General features: G+C 71.0%; 13 protein-coding genes. 9 read left to right on the forward strand and 4 right to left on the reverse strand.

What is annotated here, in order from left to right; all coding sequences use genetic code 11:
- Window positions 1–31 precede the first annotated feature (31 nt).
- The 7 genes from ACFVYL_RS02075 (at window position 32) to ACFVYL_RS02105 (ending at window position 8,490) form a co-directional block, all read left to right on the forward strand.
- Entirely contained in the window at window positions 32–1,198 is a 1,167-nt protein-coding gene (locus tag ACFVYL_RS02075) for a mandelate racemase/muconate lactonizing enzyme family protein (protein WP_389712343.1), read from the forward strand.
- Between the two features lie 25 nt (window positions 1,199–1,223).
- Window positions 1,224–2,243 (forward strand): zinc-binding dehydrogenase, encoded by a 1,020-nt coding sequence (locus tag ACFVYL_RS02080; protein ID WP_389712344.1) that lies wholly within the window; start codon window positions 1,224–1,226, stop codon window positions 2,241–2,243.
- Between the two features lie 137 nt (window positions 2,244–2,380).
- Window positions 2,381–3,355, forward strand: a complete 975-nt coding sequence (locus ACFVYL_RS02085) for a hypothetical protein (RefSeq protein ID WP_389712345.1) — start codon at window positions 2,381–2,383, stop codon at window positions 3,353–3,355.
- Window positions 3,356–3,357: 2 nt separating this feature from the next.
- Entirely contained in the window at window positions 3,358–4,473 is a 1,116-nt protein-coding gene (chvE, locus tag ACFVYL_RS02090) for a multiple monosaccharide ABC transporter substrate-binding protein (protein ID WP_389712346.1), read from the forward strand.
- A gap of 35 nt (window positions 4,474–4,508) precedes the next feature.
- On the forward strand, window positions 4,509–6,053 hold the full coding sequence (mmsA, locus tag ACFVYL_RS02095; RefSeq protein WP_389712454.1) for a multiple monosaccharide ABC transporter ATP-binding protein: 1,545 nt from the start codon (window positions 4,509–4,511) through the stop codon (window positions 6,051–6,053).
- Between the two features lie 8 nt (window positions 6,054–6,061).
- Window positions 6,062–7,294, forward strand: a complete 1,233-nt coding sequence (gene mmsB / locus ACFVYL_RS02100) for a multiple monosaccharide ABC transporter permease (protein ID WP_389712347.1) — start codon at window positions 6,062–6,064, stop codon at window positions 7,292–7,294.
- Between the two features lie 47 nt (window positions 7,295–7,341).
- Window positions 7,342–8,490: an aldose epimerase family protein gene (locus ACFVYL_RS02105; protein ID WP_389712348.1), complete on the forward strand. Its 1,149-nt coding sequence runs from the start codon at window positions 7,342–7,344 to the stop codon at window positions 8,488–8,490.
- Here the strand turns inward: ACFVYL_RS02105 and ACFVYL_RS02110 are convergent.
- The 3 genes from ACFVYL_RS02110 to ACFVYL_RS02120 all read right to left on the reverse strand — a co-directional run bounded on the left by ACFVYL_RS02110 (window position 8,434) and on the right by ACFVYL_RS02120 (window position 13,240).
- Window positions 8,434–9,576, reverse strand: a complete 1,143-nt coding sequence (locus tag ACFVYL_RS02110; RefSeq protein ID WP_389712349.1) for a family 43 glycosylhydrolase — start codon at window positions 9,574–9,576, stop codon at window positions 8,434–8,436. The genes ACFVYL_RS02105 and ACFVYL_RS02110 overlap by 57 nt on opposite strands.
- Window positions 9,577–9,656: 80 nt before the next feature.
- Window positions 9,657–12,203, reverse strand: coding sequence for an alpha-L-arabinofuranosidase C-terminal domain-containing protein (locus ACFVYL_RS02115; RefSeq protein ID WP_389712350.1), 2,547 nt, complete (start codon window positions 12,201–12,203; stop codon window positions 9,657–9,659).
- Between the two features lie 164 nt (window positions 12,204–12,367).
- The gene (locus ACFVYL_RS02120; protein WP_389712351.1) at window positions 12,368–13,240 is read right to left on the reverse strand and encodes an alpha/beta hydrolase family protein; all 873 of its coding nucleotides are present in this window, start codon (window positions 13,238–13,240) and stop codon (window positions 12,368–12,370) included.
- Window positions 13,241–13,379: 139 nt separating this feature from the next.
- Here ACFVYL_RS02120 and ACFVYL_RS02125 point away from each other — a divergent pair, with 139 nt between their 5' ends.
- Window positions 13,380–13,814 (forward strand): hypothetical protein, encoded by a 435-nt coding sequence (locus ACFVYL_RS02125; protein WP_389712352.1) that lies wholly within the window; start codon window positions 13,380–13,382, stop codon window positions 13,812–13,814.
- The gene (locus ACFVYL_RS02130; RefSeq protein ID WP_389712353.1) at window positions 13,811–16,090 is read left to right on the forward strand and encodes a tetratricopeptide repeat protein; all 2,280 of its coding nucleotides are present in this window, start codon (window positions 13,811–13,813) and stop codon (window positions 16,088–16,090) included. The genes ACFVYL_RS02125 and ACFVYL_RS02130 overlap by 4 nt, the downstream gene beginning before the upstream one ends.
- A 21-nt stretch (window positions 16,091–16,111) precedes the next feature.
- On the opposite strand, the gene ACFVYL_RS02135 is transcribed toward ACFVYL_RS02130, so the two are convergent.
- A complete protein-coding gene (locus tag ACFVYL_RS02135) occupies window positions 16,112–16,942 on the reverse strand; it encodes a pectate lyase (RefSeq protein WP_389712354.1) in 831 nt (276 codons plus the stop codon).
- Between the last annotated feature and the right edge of the window lie 52 nt (window positions 16,943–16,994).

A 16,994-nucleotide genomic window follows, 5' to 3' on the forward strand; every position in this document is an offset into this window, starting at 1 on the left:
GAAATACCGAACAAGTCAAGGGGCAACTGCCTTGCGCATTACGGGAATCAGCACGCATGTCGTCGGAACGCCCTGGCGGAATCTCACCTATGTCCAGGTCCACACCGACGAGGGCCTGACCGGTGTCGGCGAGACCCGCATGCTCGGTCGCACCGACGCGCTCATCGGCTACCTCCACGAGGCGGCGGCCAACCACATCAAGGGGTCCGACCCGTTCGCGGTCGAGGACCTCGTGCGCCGGATGAAGTACGGGGACTACGGCCGGGCCGGCGAGATCGTGATGTCGGGCATCGCCGTCATCGAGACGGCCTGCTGGGACATCAAGGGCAAGGCGCTGGGCGTACCCGTCTGGCAGCTCCTCGGCGGCAAGGTCACCGACCGGGTCAAGGCGTACGCGAACGGCTGGTACACCACCGAGCGCACCCCGGAGGCGTACCACAAGGCGGCGCAGGCGGTCATGGAGCGCGGCTACCGCGCCCTGAAGATCGACCCGTTCGGGACGGGGCACTACGAGCTGGACCACGAACAGAGCCTGTACGCCGTCTCGTTGATCGAGGCCGTGCGCGACGCGATCGGTCCCGACGCCGAGCTGATGCTGGAGATGCACGGCCGGTTCTCGCCCGCCACCGCGATCCGGCTCGCCCGCGAGCTCGCGCCGTTCCGGCCCGCGTGGCTGGAGGAGCCCGTGCCGCCGGAGAACCTCAAAGCCCTGGCGAAGGTCGCGGCCAAGGTGGACATGCCGGTGGCGACCGGCGAACGCATCCACGACCGCATCGAGTTCCGCGAGCTGTTCGAGAGCCAGGCCGCCGACATCATCCAGCCCGACGTCGGCCACATCGGCGGCATCTGGGAGACCCGCAAGCTCGCGGCCACCGCCGAGACGCACTACATGCTGGTGGCCCCGCACAACGTGGGCGGCCCCGTGCTGACCGCCGCCTCACTCCAAGTCGGCTTCACCGCACCGAACTTCAAGATCCTGGAGCACTTCAACGACTTCGCCGACGCGGACATCAAGAAGGTGGTCAAGGGCGCGCCCCAGGTCGACCCCGAGACGGGCTGCTTCCACCTGTCGCACGAGCCGGGCCTCGGCGTCGAGCTCGACACCGACGCGGCGGCCGAATTCCCGCAGCAGCAGGCCCGGTTCGACCTGTGGGCCGAGGGCTGGGAGAAGCGGGCGCCCGGCGGGAGCGGCGCGTGAGAGCCCGCGGCCGGGAGGAGCGGCGGTGACCGCGACATCGCGCGCGATCGTGATCGACCGCCCCGGCAGCCACCGTCTCGTCACCGGCGCCCGCCCGGAGCCGGGCCCCGGCGAGGTCCTCGTCGAGGTCGCCGCCGCCGGGATCTGCATGAGCGACCGCGAGGTGTACGACGGACACCGCGACGCCGCCCACGTCCGCTACCCGGTGACCCCGGGCCACGAGTGGTCCGGCACCGTGGTGGCCGTCGGCAGCGGGGCCGACCCCGCGCTCGTCGGACGCCGGGCCGTCGCCGAGGGGTTCCGGGCGTGCGGCGTGTGCGAGCGCTGCCGGTGCGGCGAGACGAGCCTGTGCACCGGGGGTTACGCCGAGACCGGGTTCACCGAGCCCGGCGCCTTCGCCGACCATCTCGCCGTGCCCGCACGGCTGTTGCACCTCCTGCCCGACGACGCCGACCTGCGCGCCGCCGCACTCCTTGAACCGGCCGCCGTGATCGCGGCGGCCGTGCGGACCGGGCGGCCCCGGCCCGGCGAGCGCGTCGCGGTGGTGGGGGCGGGCACGCTCGGGCTCCTCGCGGTGCAGCTGCTCGCCGCGTCCAACCCCGCCGAGCTCACCGTCGTCGACCCCCGCGCGGCCCGCGGCGAGCAGGCGATGGAGTTCGGGGCGGCCCGGGCCCTGTCCCCCGCCGAGGCGGAGTCGGCGTACGCCTCCTTCGACCTCGTCGTGGAGACCGCGGGGGCGCCCACCACCGCCGCCTCGTCCTGCCTGCTCGCCCGCAGGGGCGGGCGGGTCGTCCTCACCGGGATGTTCAGGGAAGGGGCGGTGGGGATCGACCCCGTGCACCTGTCCCTGAGCCAGCTGGAAGTGCGGTCCGTCTTCGGGGCGCCGTCCTCCGCCTGGTCGGACGCGGTGCGGGCGTTCGCTCTCGGGCTCCTTGATCCGGCTCCCCTGATCACGCACGAGTTTCCTCTGGAGCGGTACGGGGAGGCGGTCGCGCTGGTCGGGGGCGGTGATCCCGGGACCGGGAAGGTCTTGCTGGTGCCGTGAGCTCTTGACCGCCTGCCGTGTGGGGCTGGTCGCGCAGTTCCCCGCGCCCCTGAGGGCATCCGGCCGTACCGAAGTACACCTCGCGAACCGAACTTCGTTCGAAATATCGGACGATCAATCCGACACCAAGGACACCCGTGACCGACCCCTCCACCCTCCTCCCCCGGCCGCCCGGCGAACCCGCGCTCACCGCCCTCGGTCTCGCCGCCCCCGCCCCCGACCCCGCCGACGCCTCTCCGCACACCTTCCCCGACGGCGGCACCTGGCGCGTCGAGATCCCCTCCGTCGAGGGGCCCGAGGCGCTCGGCGTCGTGCTCAAGGAGTCCGCACGGCTCGACGTGCCGATCCACCGCATCAGCCAGGGCAGCGGTGTCTGGATGCTGTCCGACGCCGAGATCACCGACATGGTCGGGGGCGCCGCCGAGCGCGACATCGAGCTCTGCCTGTTCACCGGGCCGCGCGGCACCTGGGACACCGGCGCCTCCACCCGGACCGACTCCGGCGGCGCCGGGCTGCGCGCCCGGGGCCACGACGCGCTCGCGGGCTGCGTCGAGGACGCCGTGCGCGCCACCGAACTGGGCGTCACCTGCCTCCTCGTGGCCGACGAGGGCGTCCTGTGGACACTGCACCGGCTGCGCGCCGCCGGAATCCTGCCCGCCGGCACCACCCTCAAGCTGTCCGCGCTGACCGGCCCGGTCAACCCGGCCTCGTACGCCGTGTACGAGCGGCTCGGCGCCGACTCCCTCAACGTGCCGTCCGACCTGACCCCCGCCCATCTCACCGAGATCCGCCGGGTCAGCCGGGCCCCCATGGACATGTACGTCGAGGCGCCCGACGACCTCGGCGGCTACATCCGGATGTACGAGGTCGCCGAGCTCATCCGGCGCGGCGCCCCCCTGTACGTGAAGTTCGGCCTGGCCAAGGCCACCGGCATCTACCCCTACGGCGCCCATCTGCGCGAGCACACCCTGGCGACGGCCCGCGAGCGGGTCAGGCGCGGCCGGCTCGCCCTCGACCTGCTCGCCCGGCACGGCGCGGACGGCGGGATGTCGCCGATCGGCTCACGGCTCCCCGGCGAACTGAGCCGCTTCCCCGTCCCGGAAGGGGACTGACCATGCGCACCCGACCCCGCACACTCGGCGTGGCCCTGACGGCCGCGCTGCTCACCGTCTCCCTCGCCGCCTGCGGCCAGGAGGCCAAGGGCGGCAGCCGCTACAAGCCGGACACCGGCAAGGGCGGCACCATCGGCCTCGCCATGCCCACCAAGTCCTCCGAACGCTGGATAGCCGACGGCAAGAACATGGCCGAGCAGTTCCAGAAGGCCGGTTACAAGACCGATCTCCAGTACGGCGACGACAAGGTGGAGAACCAGGTCGCCCAGTTGGAGAACATGATCACCAAGGGCCACCGGCTGCTCGTGGTCGCCTCGATCGACGGCTCGGCGCTCACCGACGTGCTCCGGCAGGCGCACGACGCGGGCATCCCCGTAATCTCGTACGACCGCCTCATCCTCGGCACGAAGAACGTCGACTACTACGCGTCCTTCGACAACGAACGCGTCGGTGAGCTGCAGGGCCGCTACATCGTCGACAAGCTGAAGCTCGGCGAGCCCGACGCGGACTCCGACGACAAGCACACCATCGAGCTGTTCGCGGGCTCCCCCGACGACAACAACACCAAGTACTTCTGGAGCGGCGCCATGAAGGTGCTCCAGCCGTACCTGAAGAGCGGACAGCTCGTCGTCCGCAGCAAGCAGACGAGGATGAACCAGGCCACGACCTTGCGCTGGGACGGCGGCACCGCGCAGAAGCGCATGGACGACCTGATCAGCAAGAGCTACGGCGATCAGCGCGTCGACGCGGTCCTCTCGCCGTACGACGGGATCTCGATCGGCGTCATCTCCGCGCTCAAGAGCGCCGGTTACGGCAGCAGGAGCCAGCCGCTGCCCGTCATCACCGGGCAGGACGCGGAGCTCGCGTCGGTGAAGTCGATCATCCGGGGCGAGCAGACGCAGACCGTCTTCAAGGACACCCGCAAGCTGGCCGCGCGGACCGTGCAGATGGGCGACGCGGTACTGACCGGCAAGAAGGTGAAGGTCAACAACACCAAGGACTACGACAACGGCGAGAAGACCGTGCCGTCCTATCTCCTCAAGCCCGTCAGCGTCGACAGGAAGAACACGCGACTGCTCGTCGACGAGGGGTACTTCTCGGCAGGACAGCTCAAGTGACCGGGCGCGCGGGAGAGGCCCGGCCGCTTCTGGAGATGCGCGGGATCACCAAGACGTTCCCGGGCGTCAGGGCGCTCTCGGACGTGAACCTGACGGTGCGCCCGGGCGAGATCCACGCGATCTGCGGCGAGAACGGCGCGGGCAAGTCGACCCTGATGAAGATCCTCAGCGGCGTGCACCAGCACGGGAGTTACGAGGGCGAGATCCTCTTCGAGGGCGAGCGGGTGGCGTTCAAGGACATCCGCGCCGGCGAGCGCCAGGGCATCGTGATCATCCATCAGGAGCTGGCCCTCATCCCCTACTTGTCGATCGCGGAGAACATCTTCCTCGGCAACGAACAGTCCAGCCGCGGCTTCATCGACTGGAACGACACCTTGCGCAGGGCGAGCGCCCTGCTGAAGCGGGTCGGCCTGCACGAGAAGCCGCAGACGCCGGTCTCCGACATCGGCGTGGGCAAACAGCAGCTGGTGGAGATCGCCAAGGCCCTGTCGAAGAAGGTGAAGCTGCTCATCCTCGACGAGCCGACGGCCGCGCTCAACGACGAGGACAGCGGAAAGCTCCTCGACCTGATCGTAGAGCTGCGCGGTCAGGGCATCGCGAGCATCGTCATCTCCCACAAGCTGGGCGAGATCCGGCAGATCGCCGACGCGGTGACGATCCTGCGCGACGGTCGCACCATAGAGACCCTGACTGTACGTCAGGAAGGCTCAGAATCACCGGAGTTGTCTGAGGACCGCATCATCCGCGGCATGGTCGGCCGCGACCTCGACCACCGCTTCCCCGACCGCACGCCGTACGCGGGCGCGGACGCGGGCGAGCTCGCGCTTTCGGTCCAGGGCTGGACGGTGCGGCACCCGGTCGACCACCAGCGCACGGTCGTCGACGACGTGTCGCTGACCGTGCGGCGCGGCGAGATCGTCGGCATCGCGGGCCTGATGGGCGCGGGCCGCACCGAGCTCGCGATGTCCGTCTTCGGCCGGTCGTACGGGCAGTACGTCGCCGGCGCCGTGGCGGTGAACGGCCGGACCGTGGTCACGAAGACGGTTCCCGCCGCGGTCGACGCGGGCATCGCGTACGTCACCGAGGACCGCAAGCGCTATGGCCTCAACCTCATCGACAACATCAACCGCAACGTCTCGCTGGCCTCACTGCCCGGCATGCGGCGGCGTGGCGTCGTCGACGAGCACCACGAGCGACGGGTCTCCGAGCGCTACCGGAAGTCGATGAACATCAAGGCGCCCACGGTCTTCGAGCAGGTGGGCCGCCTCTCCGGCGGCAACCAGCAGAAGGTCGTCCTGAGCAAGTGGATCCACGCCGACCCCGAGGTCCTGATCCTCGACGAGCCGACGCGCGGCATCGACGTGGGTGCCAAGTACGAGATCTACACCGTCATCGACCGGCTCGCGGCACAGGGCAAGGCCGTCCTGTTCATCTCCTCCGAGCTGCCGGAGCTGCTCGGGATGTGCGACCGGATCTACACGATGGCCGAGGGCCGCCTGACCGGTGAGGTCACGCGCGCGGAGGCCACCCAGGAAGTCCTGATGCGCCACATGACCCAGACCAGAAGCAGCAGGAGCTGAGGCCCGCCATGACCACCACGACCACTCCTCCGCGGGACCCGTCCGCCCCCTCGGCGCCCGCCGCGCCGTCGGCCGGGGCGCTGCTGATCCAGAGCATGCGCTCCAACATGCGCCAGTACGGCATGCTCGTCGCCCTGGCCTTCATCGTCGTGCTGTTCCAGATCTGGACCGACGGCACGCTGCTGCTGCCGAACAACGTCTCCAACCTGATCCAGCAGAACGGCTACATCCTCATCCTGGCCATCGGCATGATGATCGTCATCATCGCGGGCCACATCGACCTGTCCGTGGGCTCACTGGTGGCCTTCGTCGGCGCCATGTCGGCGGTGATGATGGTCAAGCACGACATGCCGTGGGTGCTCGCGCTCGTCCTCTCCCTCCTGATCGGGGCGGTCGCGGGCGCGTGGCAGGGCTTCTTCATCGCGTACGTCGGCATTCCGTCGTTCATCGTGACGCTGGCCGGCATGCTGCTCTTCCGGGGCCTCACGCAGATCGTCCTTGAGGGGCAGTCGCTGGCGCCCTTCCCCGAGGGGTTCCAGAACATCGCCAAGGGCTTCATCCCGGAGACGGGCCCGTACACGCAGTACCACAACCCCACACTCGTCCTCGGCCTCGCCACCGTCGCCTTCCTGCTGATCCGCGAATGGCGCGACCGCAAGCGGCAGACGGCGTACGACCTGGAGGTGCTGCCGACCGGCCTGTGGGCGGCGAAGTGCGTGGCGATGACGGCCGCGGTGGTCGCCTTCACGCTGACGCTCGCGAGCTTCCACGGCGTGCCGGTCGTCATGCTCATCATGTGCGCACTGCTGATCGGCCTCGGCTACGTGATGCGCAACGCCGTCGTCGGCCGGCACGTGTACGCCCTCGGCGGCAACAAGGCCGCCGCGATGCTCTCCGGCGTCAAGGACAAGCGGGTCACCTTCCTGGTCTTCGTCAACATGGGCGTGCTCGCGGCGCTCGCGGGCTGTGTGTACGCGGCCCGCCTCAACGCGGGCACCCCGCAGGCGGGCCTCAACTTCGAACTTGAGGCGATCGCGGCCTCGTTCATCGGCGGCGCGTCGATGAGCGGCGGCGTCGGCACGGTGATGGGCGCGGTGATCGGCGGCCTGGTCCTCGGCGTCCTCAACAACGGCATGTCGCTGGTCGGGATCGGCACGGACTACCAGCAGGTCATCAAGGGGCTCGTGCTGCTCGCGGCGGTTGGCTTCGACGTGTGGAACAAGCGCAAGGCCGGCCGCTGACCCCGCACCGCTTTCCTCCCCCCGTTCCCTCTCCGATGGAGCTGTCCATGGAAACGAGCAGACGCACTGTCCTGACGGCGGCGGCCACAGCCGCAATCGCCGCGACCACCGCCGGCACCGCGCACGCGGCGCCGGGGCGGCGCCCCACGAAGGAGCTCTTCGGTGAGCTCGCCGACGGCACGAAGGTGCACCGCTGGACGCTGGCGAACGGCGGCACGCGGATGAAGGTCCTGTCCTACGGCGGCATCGTGCAGTGTCTCGAACTCCCCGACCGGCGCGGCCGGTACACGAACGTCTCCCTCGGCTACGACACGATCGAGGAGTACGTGGCGGGCACCACTTTCTTCGGCGCCCTCATCGGCCGCTACGGCAACCGCATCGCGCGCGGCCGCTTCACCCTGGACGGCACCGTCCACCAGCTCTCCGTCAACGACGGGGAGAACAGCCTGCACGGCGGGGCCAAGGGCTTCAACACCCGGGTGTGGGACGTCGAGCCCTTCGCGGACGCCACCGGCGTCGGCCTCGTCCTGCGCTACGTGAGCGTCGACGGCGAGATGGGCTATCCGGGGACGCTGCGCGTGAAGGTGACGTACACCCTCACCGCACGCGGCGACTGGCGGATCGACTACGAGGCCACGACCGACAGGACCACGGTCGTGAACCTCACCAACCACACGTACTACAACCTCGCGGGCGAGGGCAGCGGTGACATCTACGGCCACCAACTCGCCCTGGACGCAGCACGGTTCACGCCCACGGACAAGGGGCTGATCCCGACCGGCGAGCTGGCGCGGGTGGCGGGCACGCCCTTCGACTTCCGGCGCGCGAAGACCGTCGGCGAGGACATCCGCACCGCGCACCCACAGCTGGTCACGGCCAAGGGCTACGACCACAACTGGGTCCTGGACAAGGGGATCACGACCCGCCCCGAGCCCTTCGCGTCACTGCGCGACCCCGGGTCCGGCCGCACGATGCGGATCGCGACGACCGAACCCGGGGTGCAGTTCTACTCCGGCAACTTCCTCGACGGCACTCTCACCGGCTCCTCCGGCCGCCTCTACCGCCAGGGGGACGGGCTCTGTCTGGAGACCCAGCACTTCCCCGACTCGCCGAACCAGCCGTCGTTCCCCTCGACGGTGCTACGGCCCGGCGAGCGGTACCGGTCCAGCACGGTCCACAGCTTCTCGGCCCGCTGACGCGAGCACCGAACCGGGCCCGTCCGCCACCGGCACACCGAAGTCCGGGGTACCGTCCGCCTTCCAGCCCAGGCGCTGGACGCGGGTGTGCCGGTTGGGGTCGTTCAGCGGATCGCCGACGATGTCCTTGTACGGGCGGGCGTGGTAGACGAGGACATCGGTCCGGCCGTCCTCCGCGACCGTGAACGAGTTGTGTCCCGGCCCGTACTGCTTGGTGGTGTCGTTGCTGGTGAAGACGGGCCGGGGGGACTTCGTCCAGGAGGCGGGGTCCAGGAGGTCGCTGTCCGCGGCGGCGGTCAGCAGCCCCATGCAGTAGTTGGCGTCCGTGGCGCTCGCGGAGTACGTCATGAGGACCCGGCCGTGGCGCTGGAGGAACGAGGGCCCCTCGTTCACCTTGAAACCGACGCACTCCCAGTCGTACTCGGGTGTGGTGAGCCGGACCTGAGGGCCCGTCAGCGTCCACGGGCCGGCCATCCTGGACAGGAAGACAGCGCTGTTGTGGTCCTCGCCGGGGTCCTTCTGCGCCCAGGCGAGGTAGCGCGCCCCGCGGTGGGTGAAGGTGGTCGCGTCGAGCGAGAAGGTGTCCCAGGCCGTGGTGATCCGGCCCTTCTCCACCCAGCTCCCCTTGAAGGGGTCGCTGTGCGCGTTCTCCAGGACCCACATGCGGATCTTCCACACGTCGTGCGAGGGGGCGGCGGCGAAGTAGAGGTACCACTTGCCGTCGATGTGGTGGATCTCCGGCGCCCAGATGTGCGCGGCCATCTCGCCGTTGGTGTGCCGCCGCCAGACCACGGACTCCTCGGCGGTGGCCAGGGAGCGCAGGGTGCGGGAGCGGCGCAGGACGATGCGGTCGTACTCGGGGACGGTGGCCGTGAAGTAGTAGCGGCCGTCGGTGTGGCGGTGGACGTGCGGGTCGGCGCGGTGGCGGACGAGGGGGTTGACGGCCGGGGCTCTTCCGGCGGCCTCCCGCGCGGCGGCGCGGGCGGCTCCCGGCGGGAGGGCCAGCGCGCCGGCGGCCGCGGCGCCGACGGCGAGCGTGCCCTTCAGCAGGGCTCTGCGACGGGGTGGTTCACTGCTCGTGCTCATGGAGTTCATGGGGTTCATGGGAGGTCTCCGCCTTTCCGGCGCCCTCTGCGGGCGCCGCCGGGATGCAGGGGCTTGTCACGTCAGCGGCGCGCGGCCGCCCCGCCCTTGATGCGCAGGAACGTCACCGAGTGGGCGGGGAACGTGTAGGTGAAGCGGTCGCCCACCCCGTCGAACACCGATGTCCTCGGGGCGACGGGATGCGTGCTCTTGGTGTTCTCGGCGGCGGGGTCCGCGGCCAGCATGGTCACGCGGGCCTTCGCCGCGACGCCCGCGCCGTCGCCGAGGTCGATCCTCGTACGGGCCTGCGCCCCTTGGGCGTTGACGACCTTGACGATGAGTTCACCGGTCGCCTTGTCGCGGGTGACGACCTGACGGAACGGCTCGGCGGGCTTGTCGTCGGTGAAGGAGCCCCACTTCTTCCCGTCGAGGTAGAGCGTCACCTGGCGGCCGCGCACCTCGACGCGCAGGTCGTACGCGCGTCCCGCCTCGACGGTGGTGTCGTCCTGGACCATCGTCTGCTTGGCGCCGTCGGTGGTCTTCTCCACGGCCGAGCGGGTGTTGTTCCAGCCGCCGATGTTCCACCAGTAGTGGTTGCCGGTGTCCTTGACGCCGAAGGCCACCATGAAGCCCTCCTTGCCGGCCTTCTTGGTGGCCTTCACGCGCAGGTCGTAGTTGTGCCAGCTCCGCTCGCCCGCCGTGACCAGGGTGTCCTCGGCGTTCTCGTCGGACTGGACGTACGCCCCGTCCGTCACGGCCCAGCTCCCCCTGCCCGCGGCCTTCGTCCAGCGGGAGTCCCCGGCCGAGAAGTCGTCGGACAGGAGTGCCTCGCCGTCCGCGCCGGTGACCCGCACGTCGTCGTAGGCGGCGCTGGTGGCCCAGGTGGAGAGGCCGACGGCGCCGGTGATCGGGCCGGAGGCGGCGGGGGTGGCGGACGCGGTGGACGGCACGACCTCGTCGCCGGCGTTGCGCATGAAGAGCTTCTGCGTCTCGTAGTTGGCCGAGCCCCAGGACTGGTCGTTGTCGAACCAGATCATGTTCGGCTTCCACTGCACGTAGTCCTCGTTGGCGAGCAGCGGCGCGTACGAGGCGAGCTGCACCATGTCGGCGTTGCGCTCCAGGCCGGTCATGTACGCGGCTTCGGAGAGCGCGTTGCCGAAGGTGTTGCCCTGCGAGGCGTACTCGCCGAGGAAGACCTTCGGGCCGTTGCGGTCGTAGGAGTCGTAGCGGTCGTTGTTCTCCAGGAACCACTGGGGGCTGTTGTAGTAGTGCTCGTCGACCATCGCGACATCGGCGTCCCTGTTGAGCTGCCATGCCTTGTCGAACGTCGCACCGCTGTCGTCGGGCCCGGAGTTGGAGACGACCGTGATCTCCGGGTGCGCGGCCTCGATGGCGGCGCGGAACTGCTTGAAGCGGGCGAAGAACTCCTCGGGGAGGTTCTCTTCGTTGCCGACTTCGAGGTGGGTGAGGTGGAACGGCGCGGGGTGGCCCATGGCCGCGCGCTTGCTTCCCCACCGGGAGGTCGCGGGGCCGCCTGCGAACTCGATGAGGTCGAGGGTGTCCTGGATGTGCCGCTTCAGCAGCGCGGGGTCGTCGGTGGCCTTGTTCTGTCCGCAGCCGGTGACCAGGGCGGGCACGACGGGCAGCGGCATGGCGCCGGTGTCCTCGGCGAACTGGAAGTACTCGTAGTAGCCGAGGCCGTAACTCTGGTTGTAGCCCCAGAAGTTGGCGTTGGTGGCGCGCTGCTCGACCGGGCCGATGGTGTCCTTCCACTGGTAGGAGCGCTTGCGCTGCCAGCCGGACTTCTCGTCGTACGCCTCATGGCTGCCGGTGTTGACCAGGCAGCCGCCGGGGAAGCGCAGGAAGCCGGGCTTCAGGTCGGCGATCTTCTGGGCGAGGTCCTCGCGCAGGCCGTTCTCGCGGCCCTTGTAGGTGTCGCGGGGGAAGAGGGAGATCATGTCGAGGGCGACCGGGGCACCGGCGGCGACGGTGAGCCGGCCGGTGGCGGAGGTGCGGGTGGCGGTGAAGGTCGCCTCGTACTTGGCCCAGCCGCCGCGCGCGGTGACGCGGCGGCCCGTGGCCAGTTCACCGCCGGTGTCCCGGAGGGTGAGCGTGAGCGGCGCCCGCGACGCCCGGTCGGTGCGGGCCCACACCGAGATGTCGTACCGCTTGCCCTTCGCGACGGCGATGCCGGTGTTGTACCCGGAGTTGGTGACGGACGCGCCGCCGGCCAGGGAGACGTAGGTGCGGTTGCGGGCGTTCAGGCGGCCCTCGTCGGCCAGGGCGCGCACGGTGCCCGAGGTCTGCCACGACGTCAGCGGTGTGGCGGATGCGTTGTCGTCGGCGCTGTACTCGAAGGACCGGTTCTGTACGAGCTCCGCGTAGAGACCGCCGTCGGCCGCGCGGTTGATGTCCTCGTAGAAGACGCCGTACATCGAGTCGTCGATCTTCGCGCCGGTGCGATCGGTGTCGACGTCGATCGTGTAGTCGACGGGAGCGTCCGTGGCGGCCGGGCCCGCCGTCGCACCGGGACTCCCGGGACCCGCACCGGGGCTCGCGGCGAGCGTCCCCGCGAGCAGGGACCCGAGGGCCCCGAGAGTGAGCCCGAGCCTGCGGCGTCTGTGCACCATGTCCACCATCCGTCTCCGTCACGCCCTGTCGTGTTCGAGATTTCGGACACTGATCAGGATTACGAACGGCAATGTAGGCAGCGTGAGGTACGGCGTCAACGCATCGCGCAGAAAACGGAGTTGGGTTCGCCCCGCCGAACAAGAACCCGGCGAAGAAGGGACTTTCAGGGGCTGTCCGGCGCCGCTCCCATGCCCCGGTCGAGGAAGTCGATCACGGTTCTGGCCAGCGCCACGCGACAGTCGGACAGCGAGTGATCCGTCGCGAAGACACGGTGTTCGAGACGGGGGCCCGCGTGCGCCCGGTACGCGGCGACCACGGGGTCGTGGTGGACCCGGACCGGCGCCACCTGATCCCGGCCCGCGCCCACCAGCAACACGGGCCGCCCGGTGAGACGCGGGGCAAGCCGGACCAGCTCCCAATCGGCCCCGCCGTCCTCCGCCTCCACCACGAGCGCCTCACCGCTGGTCCCGCGCAGCGGCAGCAACTCCCTGCCGAACGCGCCGACGAACGCGGCCCGCGCCGCGGGATCCCTTCGGCACCTGGCCCCCACCGCGCCCAGATCGAACCCCGCGACGGACGCCACGGCGCGGACCCGTGGATCCGCGGCGGCGGTCAGCAGCGCCGCGAAACCCCCCATGCTGTGGCCCACGACCGCGAGCCGGTCCGGATCGAGCCGGTGCTCGGCCACGGCGGCGGGCTCCCGCAGCGCGGCCACGACGCGCGCACTGTCCTCCAGGACGTGGCGCCAGGAATAGACCCCGCCCACGCCCCAGGAGCCCCGGTAGTGGAAGACCAGCGCGGCATAGCCCGCACGGCGCAGCGCCTGTGCCAGGTCGAAGTTGCGCTCGTTGCCCGGGAATCCGTGCAACAGGACCGCCGTCGGGTGCGGCCCTGGGCCCGGCGGCAGGTGGAGCAGCCCCAGCAACGCCTCCCCCGCGCTGCGGATGTGCAGCGGGGGCGTGGTGGCGGGCTCACCCGGGCCGACGGCCGGGTCCGCCGCCACGGGATCGAACATGGCCTCTCCTGCGTCGGGCATGGACACCCCTCCGTTTCGACTACTTCACGTAGTACGGGAATTGCGTAACGTCATATGCCCCTGGCCCGATGAACTCAATGACCGTGCCGAAAGACGGTGCGAAGACCGTGCGCCGACTCCGGGAGGAGTGGGGGGACATATGACGACCGAAGCGATGGCCGGCCTCGCGGCCGCCGGCGGAGCGGCCCTGGTCGGGGCGATGGCCACGGACGCGTGGGAGACGGCGCGGGCCCGCTTCCTCCCGCTGTTCGCACGTGACGCAGGCCCGGCCGACACCGAGGACCGGCTGACGGCTCAGGCGGCCGTGGTGGAGCGCGCCGCGCAGGGAGACAGGGCGGCCGCCCGGGCGGCCCTGCTCCCCGTCTGGCAGCTGCAGTTGGCGGATCTGCTCCAGCAACACCCGGACGCGGCGCAGGCGTTGCGGCAGGCGATCGACGGCGTGCGGTCCGAACTCCCCGACGCACAGGGGCCACAGGCGGCCGCCCCCTTCGAAGTGCACGCCGGAAGAGACGCCTACACCTCCGCGCACGACATGACGGTCACGCATCACCACGGGGACCGCTCCTCGCCATGAGCGCACCGCACTCGGAACAGCCGAGCATCTGGATCGGATCCGACCGCGACACCTACGCCGCCGCCAACAACCTGCACGTGCACCACGGCGGAGAGAACTTCGGCCCGGCCGGCCAGGTGTCCATCGCGCCCCGGCAGCTCGCCTACCCGGTACGGGGCCGGCAGGGCGTGGTCGACGCCCTGCTCACCGCGCCCTGCGGAACCGTGCACGTGGTGTGCGGCACCGGCGGGTCCGGCAAGACGACGGTGGCGCTGGCCGTCGCGGCGCAAGCAAGGGCGCGGGGCGCCGAGGTGTGGCAGCTGTCCGCCGTGGACGCCGCCACGTTCGACGCGCATCTACGGGCCCTCGCCGTACGCCTCGGTGTCGGGGTCGAGCGGCTCAGGCTCGCCTGGTCGGGCTCGTCCGGCGACGCCCCCGACCTGGTGTGGGAAGCCCTCGAACGGCGGGTGCGGCCCTGGCTGCTGATCGTCGACAACGCCGACGACCTGACGATACTGGCGGGCCCCGACGGCCACGTGGAGGACGGCAACGGCTGGATCCGCCGCCCGCCGGCGCCCGGCCGGCTGCTGATCACCAGCCGCAACCAGAACCACGAGGCGTGGGGCTCCGGGGCCACCCTGCACACGCTCGACGTCCTCTCCCGGGGAGCCGCGACCGAGCTGCTCCTGGACCGGGCCCCCAGGGCGGGCCCCGGCGTCCAGGCCGCCGCGCTCGCCGACCGGCTCGGACATCTGCCGCTCCTGCTCCACCACGCCGGTCTCTACCTCTCCCGCGCGGACCGCAACCCCTCGTGGCCGGACGCGCCCCGGTGCCCCGGCACCTTCGGGGCGTACCACCTCGCGCTCGACGACCGCCTCCACGAACTCCTGGACAGCCCCACCGCCCGGCCCTCGCACCTGCACGGCCCGCGGGCCACCGCGACCTGGGAAGTCACCCTCGACCTCCTGGCCGGGCAGCGGCTGGGCCACACCCGGCCGCTGCTCCGGCTCCTCGCGCACTTCGGCGACGCCCCCATCCCGTACACGGAGGTGCTGCCCTGCGCGGCCCTGCGCGGTTCACCGTTGTTCCGGCTCCCGGCCGGGGCCGACCTCCAGCAGGCCGTCAACGCGCTCGCCGACTACGCCCTGGTCACCACTCGGGCCCCCGGCAGCGACGCCCACCGCCGGGGCCACCACACCGTGACCCTGCATCCGCTCGTCGCCGAAGTCACCCGGCAGCTCGACGACGTCCGCCGCGACCGTGGCGAGTACCTCGCCCTGGTCGCCCGGGGGCTGCGCGACGGCGCGGCCAGACACGACCCCCGCAACCCCTCCGACTGGCCCTTCTGGGACCTCGCCACCGCGCATCTGCACAGCCTGATCCAACAGGCGCAGGACGCCGAGGAGTCCGGCCCGGACGCGGAGACCGTCATGGTCGTGGCCCTCGCCTGCATCGAGTACGCCAGGGACGCCGGACTGTACGATCTCGCCGAGGTCACCGCCGAGCGGGCCGCCGCCGTCTGCGCCTCGCTGCCCGCCGACGGCCGGACCGCCCTGCGACTGCGTCGCGAACGCGCGCAGCTCGCCTGCCTCGCCGGTGACTTCACGGCCGCCGCTTCGGAGTACCGCGCCCTGCTCGGCATCCAGCGCCGGACACTGCCCGGCACCGATCCCCAACTCCTTGAGACGCAGCACTTCCTGGCCCACGTACTGAACCTGCTCGGGGATCTGGACGGTGCGCAGGCGGCGTACCGGGCGGTCCTCGCGGGCCGGTCCCGGGTCCTCGGCGCCGGTCACATCGACACCCTGTGGACCCGGCACAACCTCGCCTGGATCGCCGGTCAGCGAGGCGATCTGGCGGCGGCGGAGGCCGAGTACCGGGCCGTGCTCGCCGAGCGCTCCCGGCTCCTGGGGCGCGACCACCCGCACACCCTCTACACCCGGCACGCGCTGGCCTGGGTCCTCGCCCGACGCGGCGACCTCACCGCCGCCGAAGCCGAGTACCGGGCCGTCCTCGCCGACCGCTCCCGGCTCCTGGGCCGCGACCACCCGCACACCCTCCACACCCGGCACGCGCGGGCCTGGGTCCTCGGCCGACGCGGCGACCTCACCGCCGCCGAGACCGAGTACCGGGCCGTGTTGGACGGACAGGTCCGGCTGCTCGGCGAGGCGCACCCGCACACCCTGAGCACCGCCCGCGCGCTGGACGAGCTGCGGCACCGCGCGGAGTCCCCGTCGGCCACCGAAGCCGCCGACGAGGACCCGTACTGGTGGGGAGCCGGAGGGGGCGGCAGCTAGGGCCCGCCCCCGTACTGGCTGCTACTCGTAGCTGATGTCCGAGGCCGTGAAACGGCAGTGGGTGCCGTCGGGGCCCGACCCCGTCTTCACCGGCTCGGCGCCGGTGTTGTTGCCGGTGAAGCGGTCGCACGTGGCGATCTTCTTGTTGCGGTCGCCGTGCACGCGGATGTTGCGCAGCGCGGCCGTGTCGCCGTAGTTGGTGTTGATGCCGACGATCGACGTGCCCGGCGCGGTGACGTCCACGTCGTTGACGATGATGGACCGCTTGTACTGCTTGGAGCAGTTCCCGCAGGAGCGCACCAGCTTGCCGAAGTCGGAGACCTGGAATTTGGTGACGACGAGCTTGCCCGCGCCGTTCAGCTGGAAGACCTTGTCGTCGGCCTTCCGCGCGCCACCGCCGTGGACGGTGTACGTGGCCCCCGCCGACGTGCCCCTGAAGGTGGCCGCGTCCTCGCCGACGTCCTCCCACCACACGTTCTGCAGCGTGCAACTGCCCTGGCAGTGGATGCCGTCCGCGGCCGGGGAGCCGAGGATGACGTTCTTGAGGACCGCGCCGTCCGCCAGCTCGAAGAGGGGGTCCTGGCCCTCCTCCTGTCCGTCGCCGCCCAGGTCGCCGGTGCCGTAGAAGCGCTTGAGGCCGCCGTCGCGGGTGCCGGAGACGTCGATGGTCTTCGACACCGGCTGTTCGCCTCTCGCCTCGGGCCAGGCGGTGGCCGCGCCCGCGGGCGACAGCAGGACGTTCGTGGCGATCCCCGCGCCCGTCAGGGCGAGTGCGGCGGTCAGTGCGCCGAGGGTCCTGCGCCCGGTCAGGCGCCGTCGACGGCCCTTACGCAGGTCAGCTCGTGAAGTCATGTGTCCCATTCCTCGTACGTGGGGGAGATCGTGTTCGCTCTCTGGTCTCCGC

It is taken from the genome of Streptomyces sp. NPDC058308 (assembly GCF_042880275.1).
Taxonomy (GTDB): Bacteria; Actinomycetota; Actinomycetes; order Streptomycetales; family Streptomycetaceae; genus Streptomyces.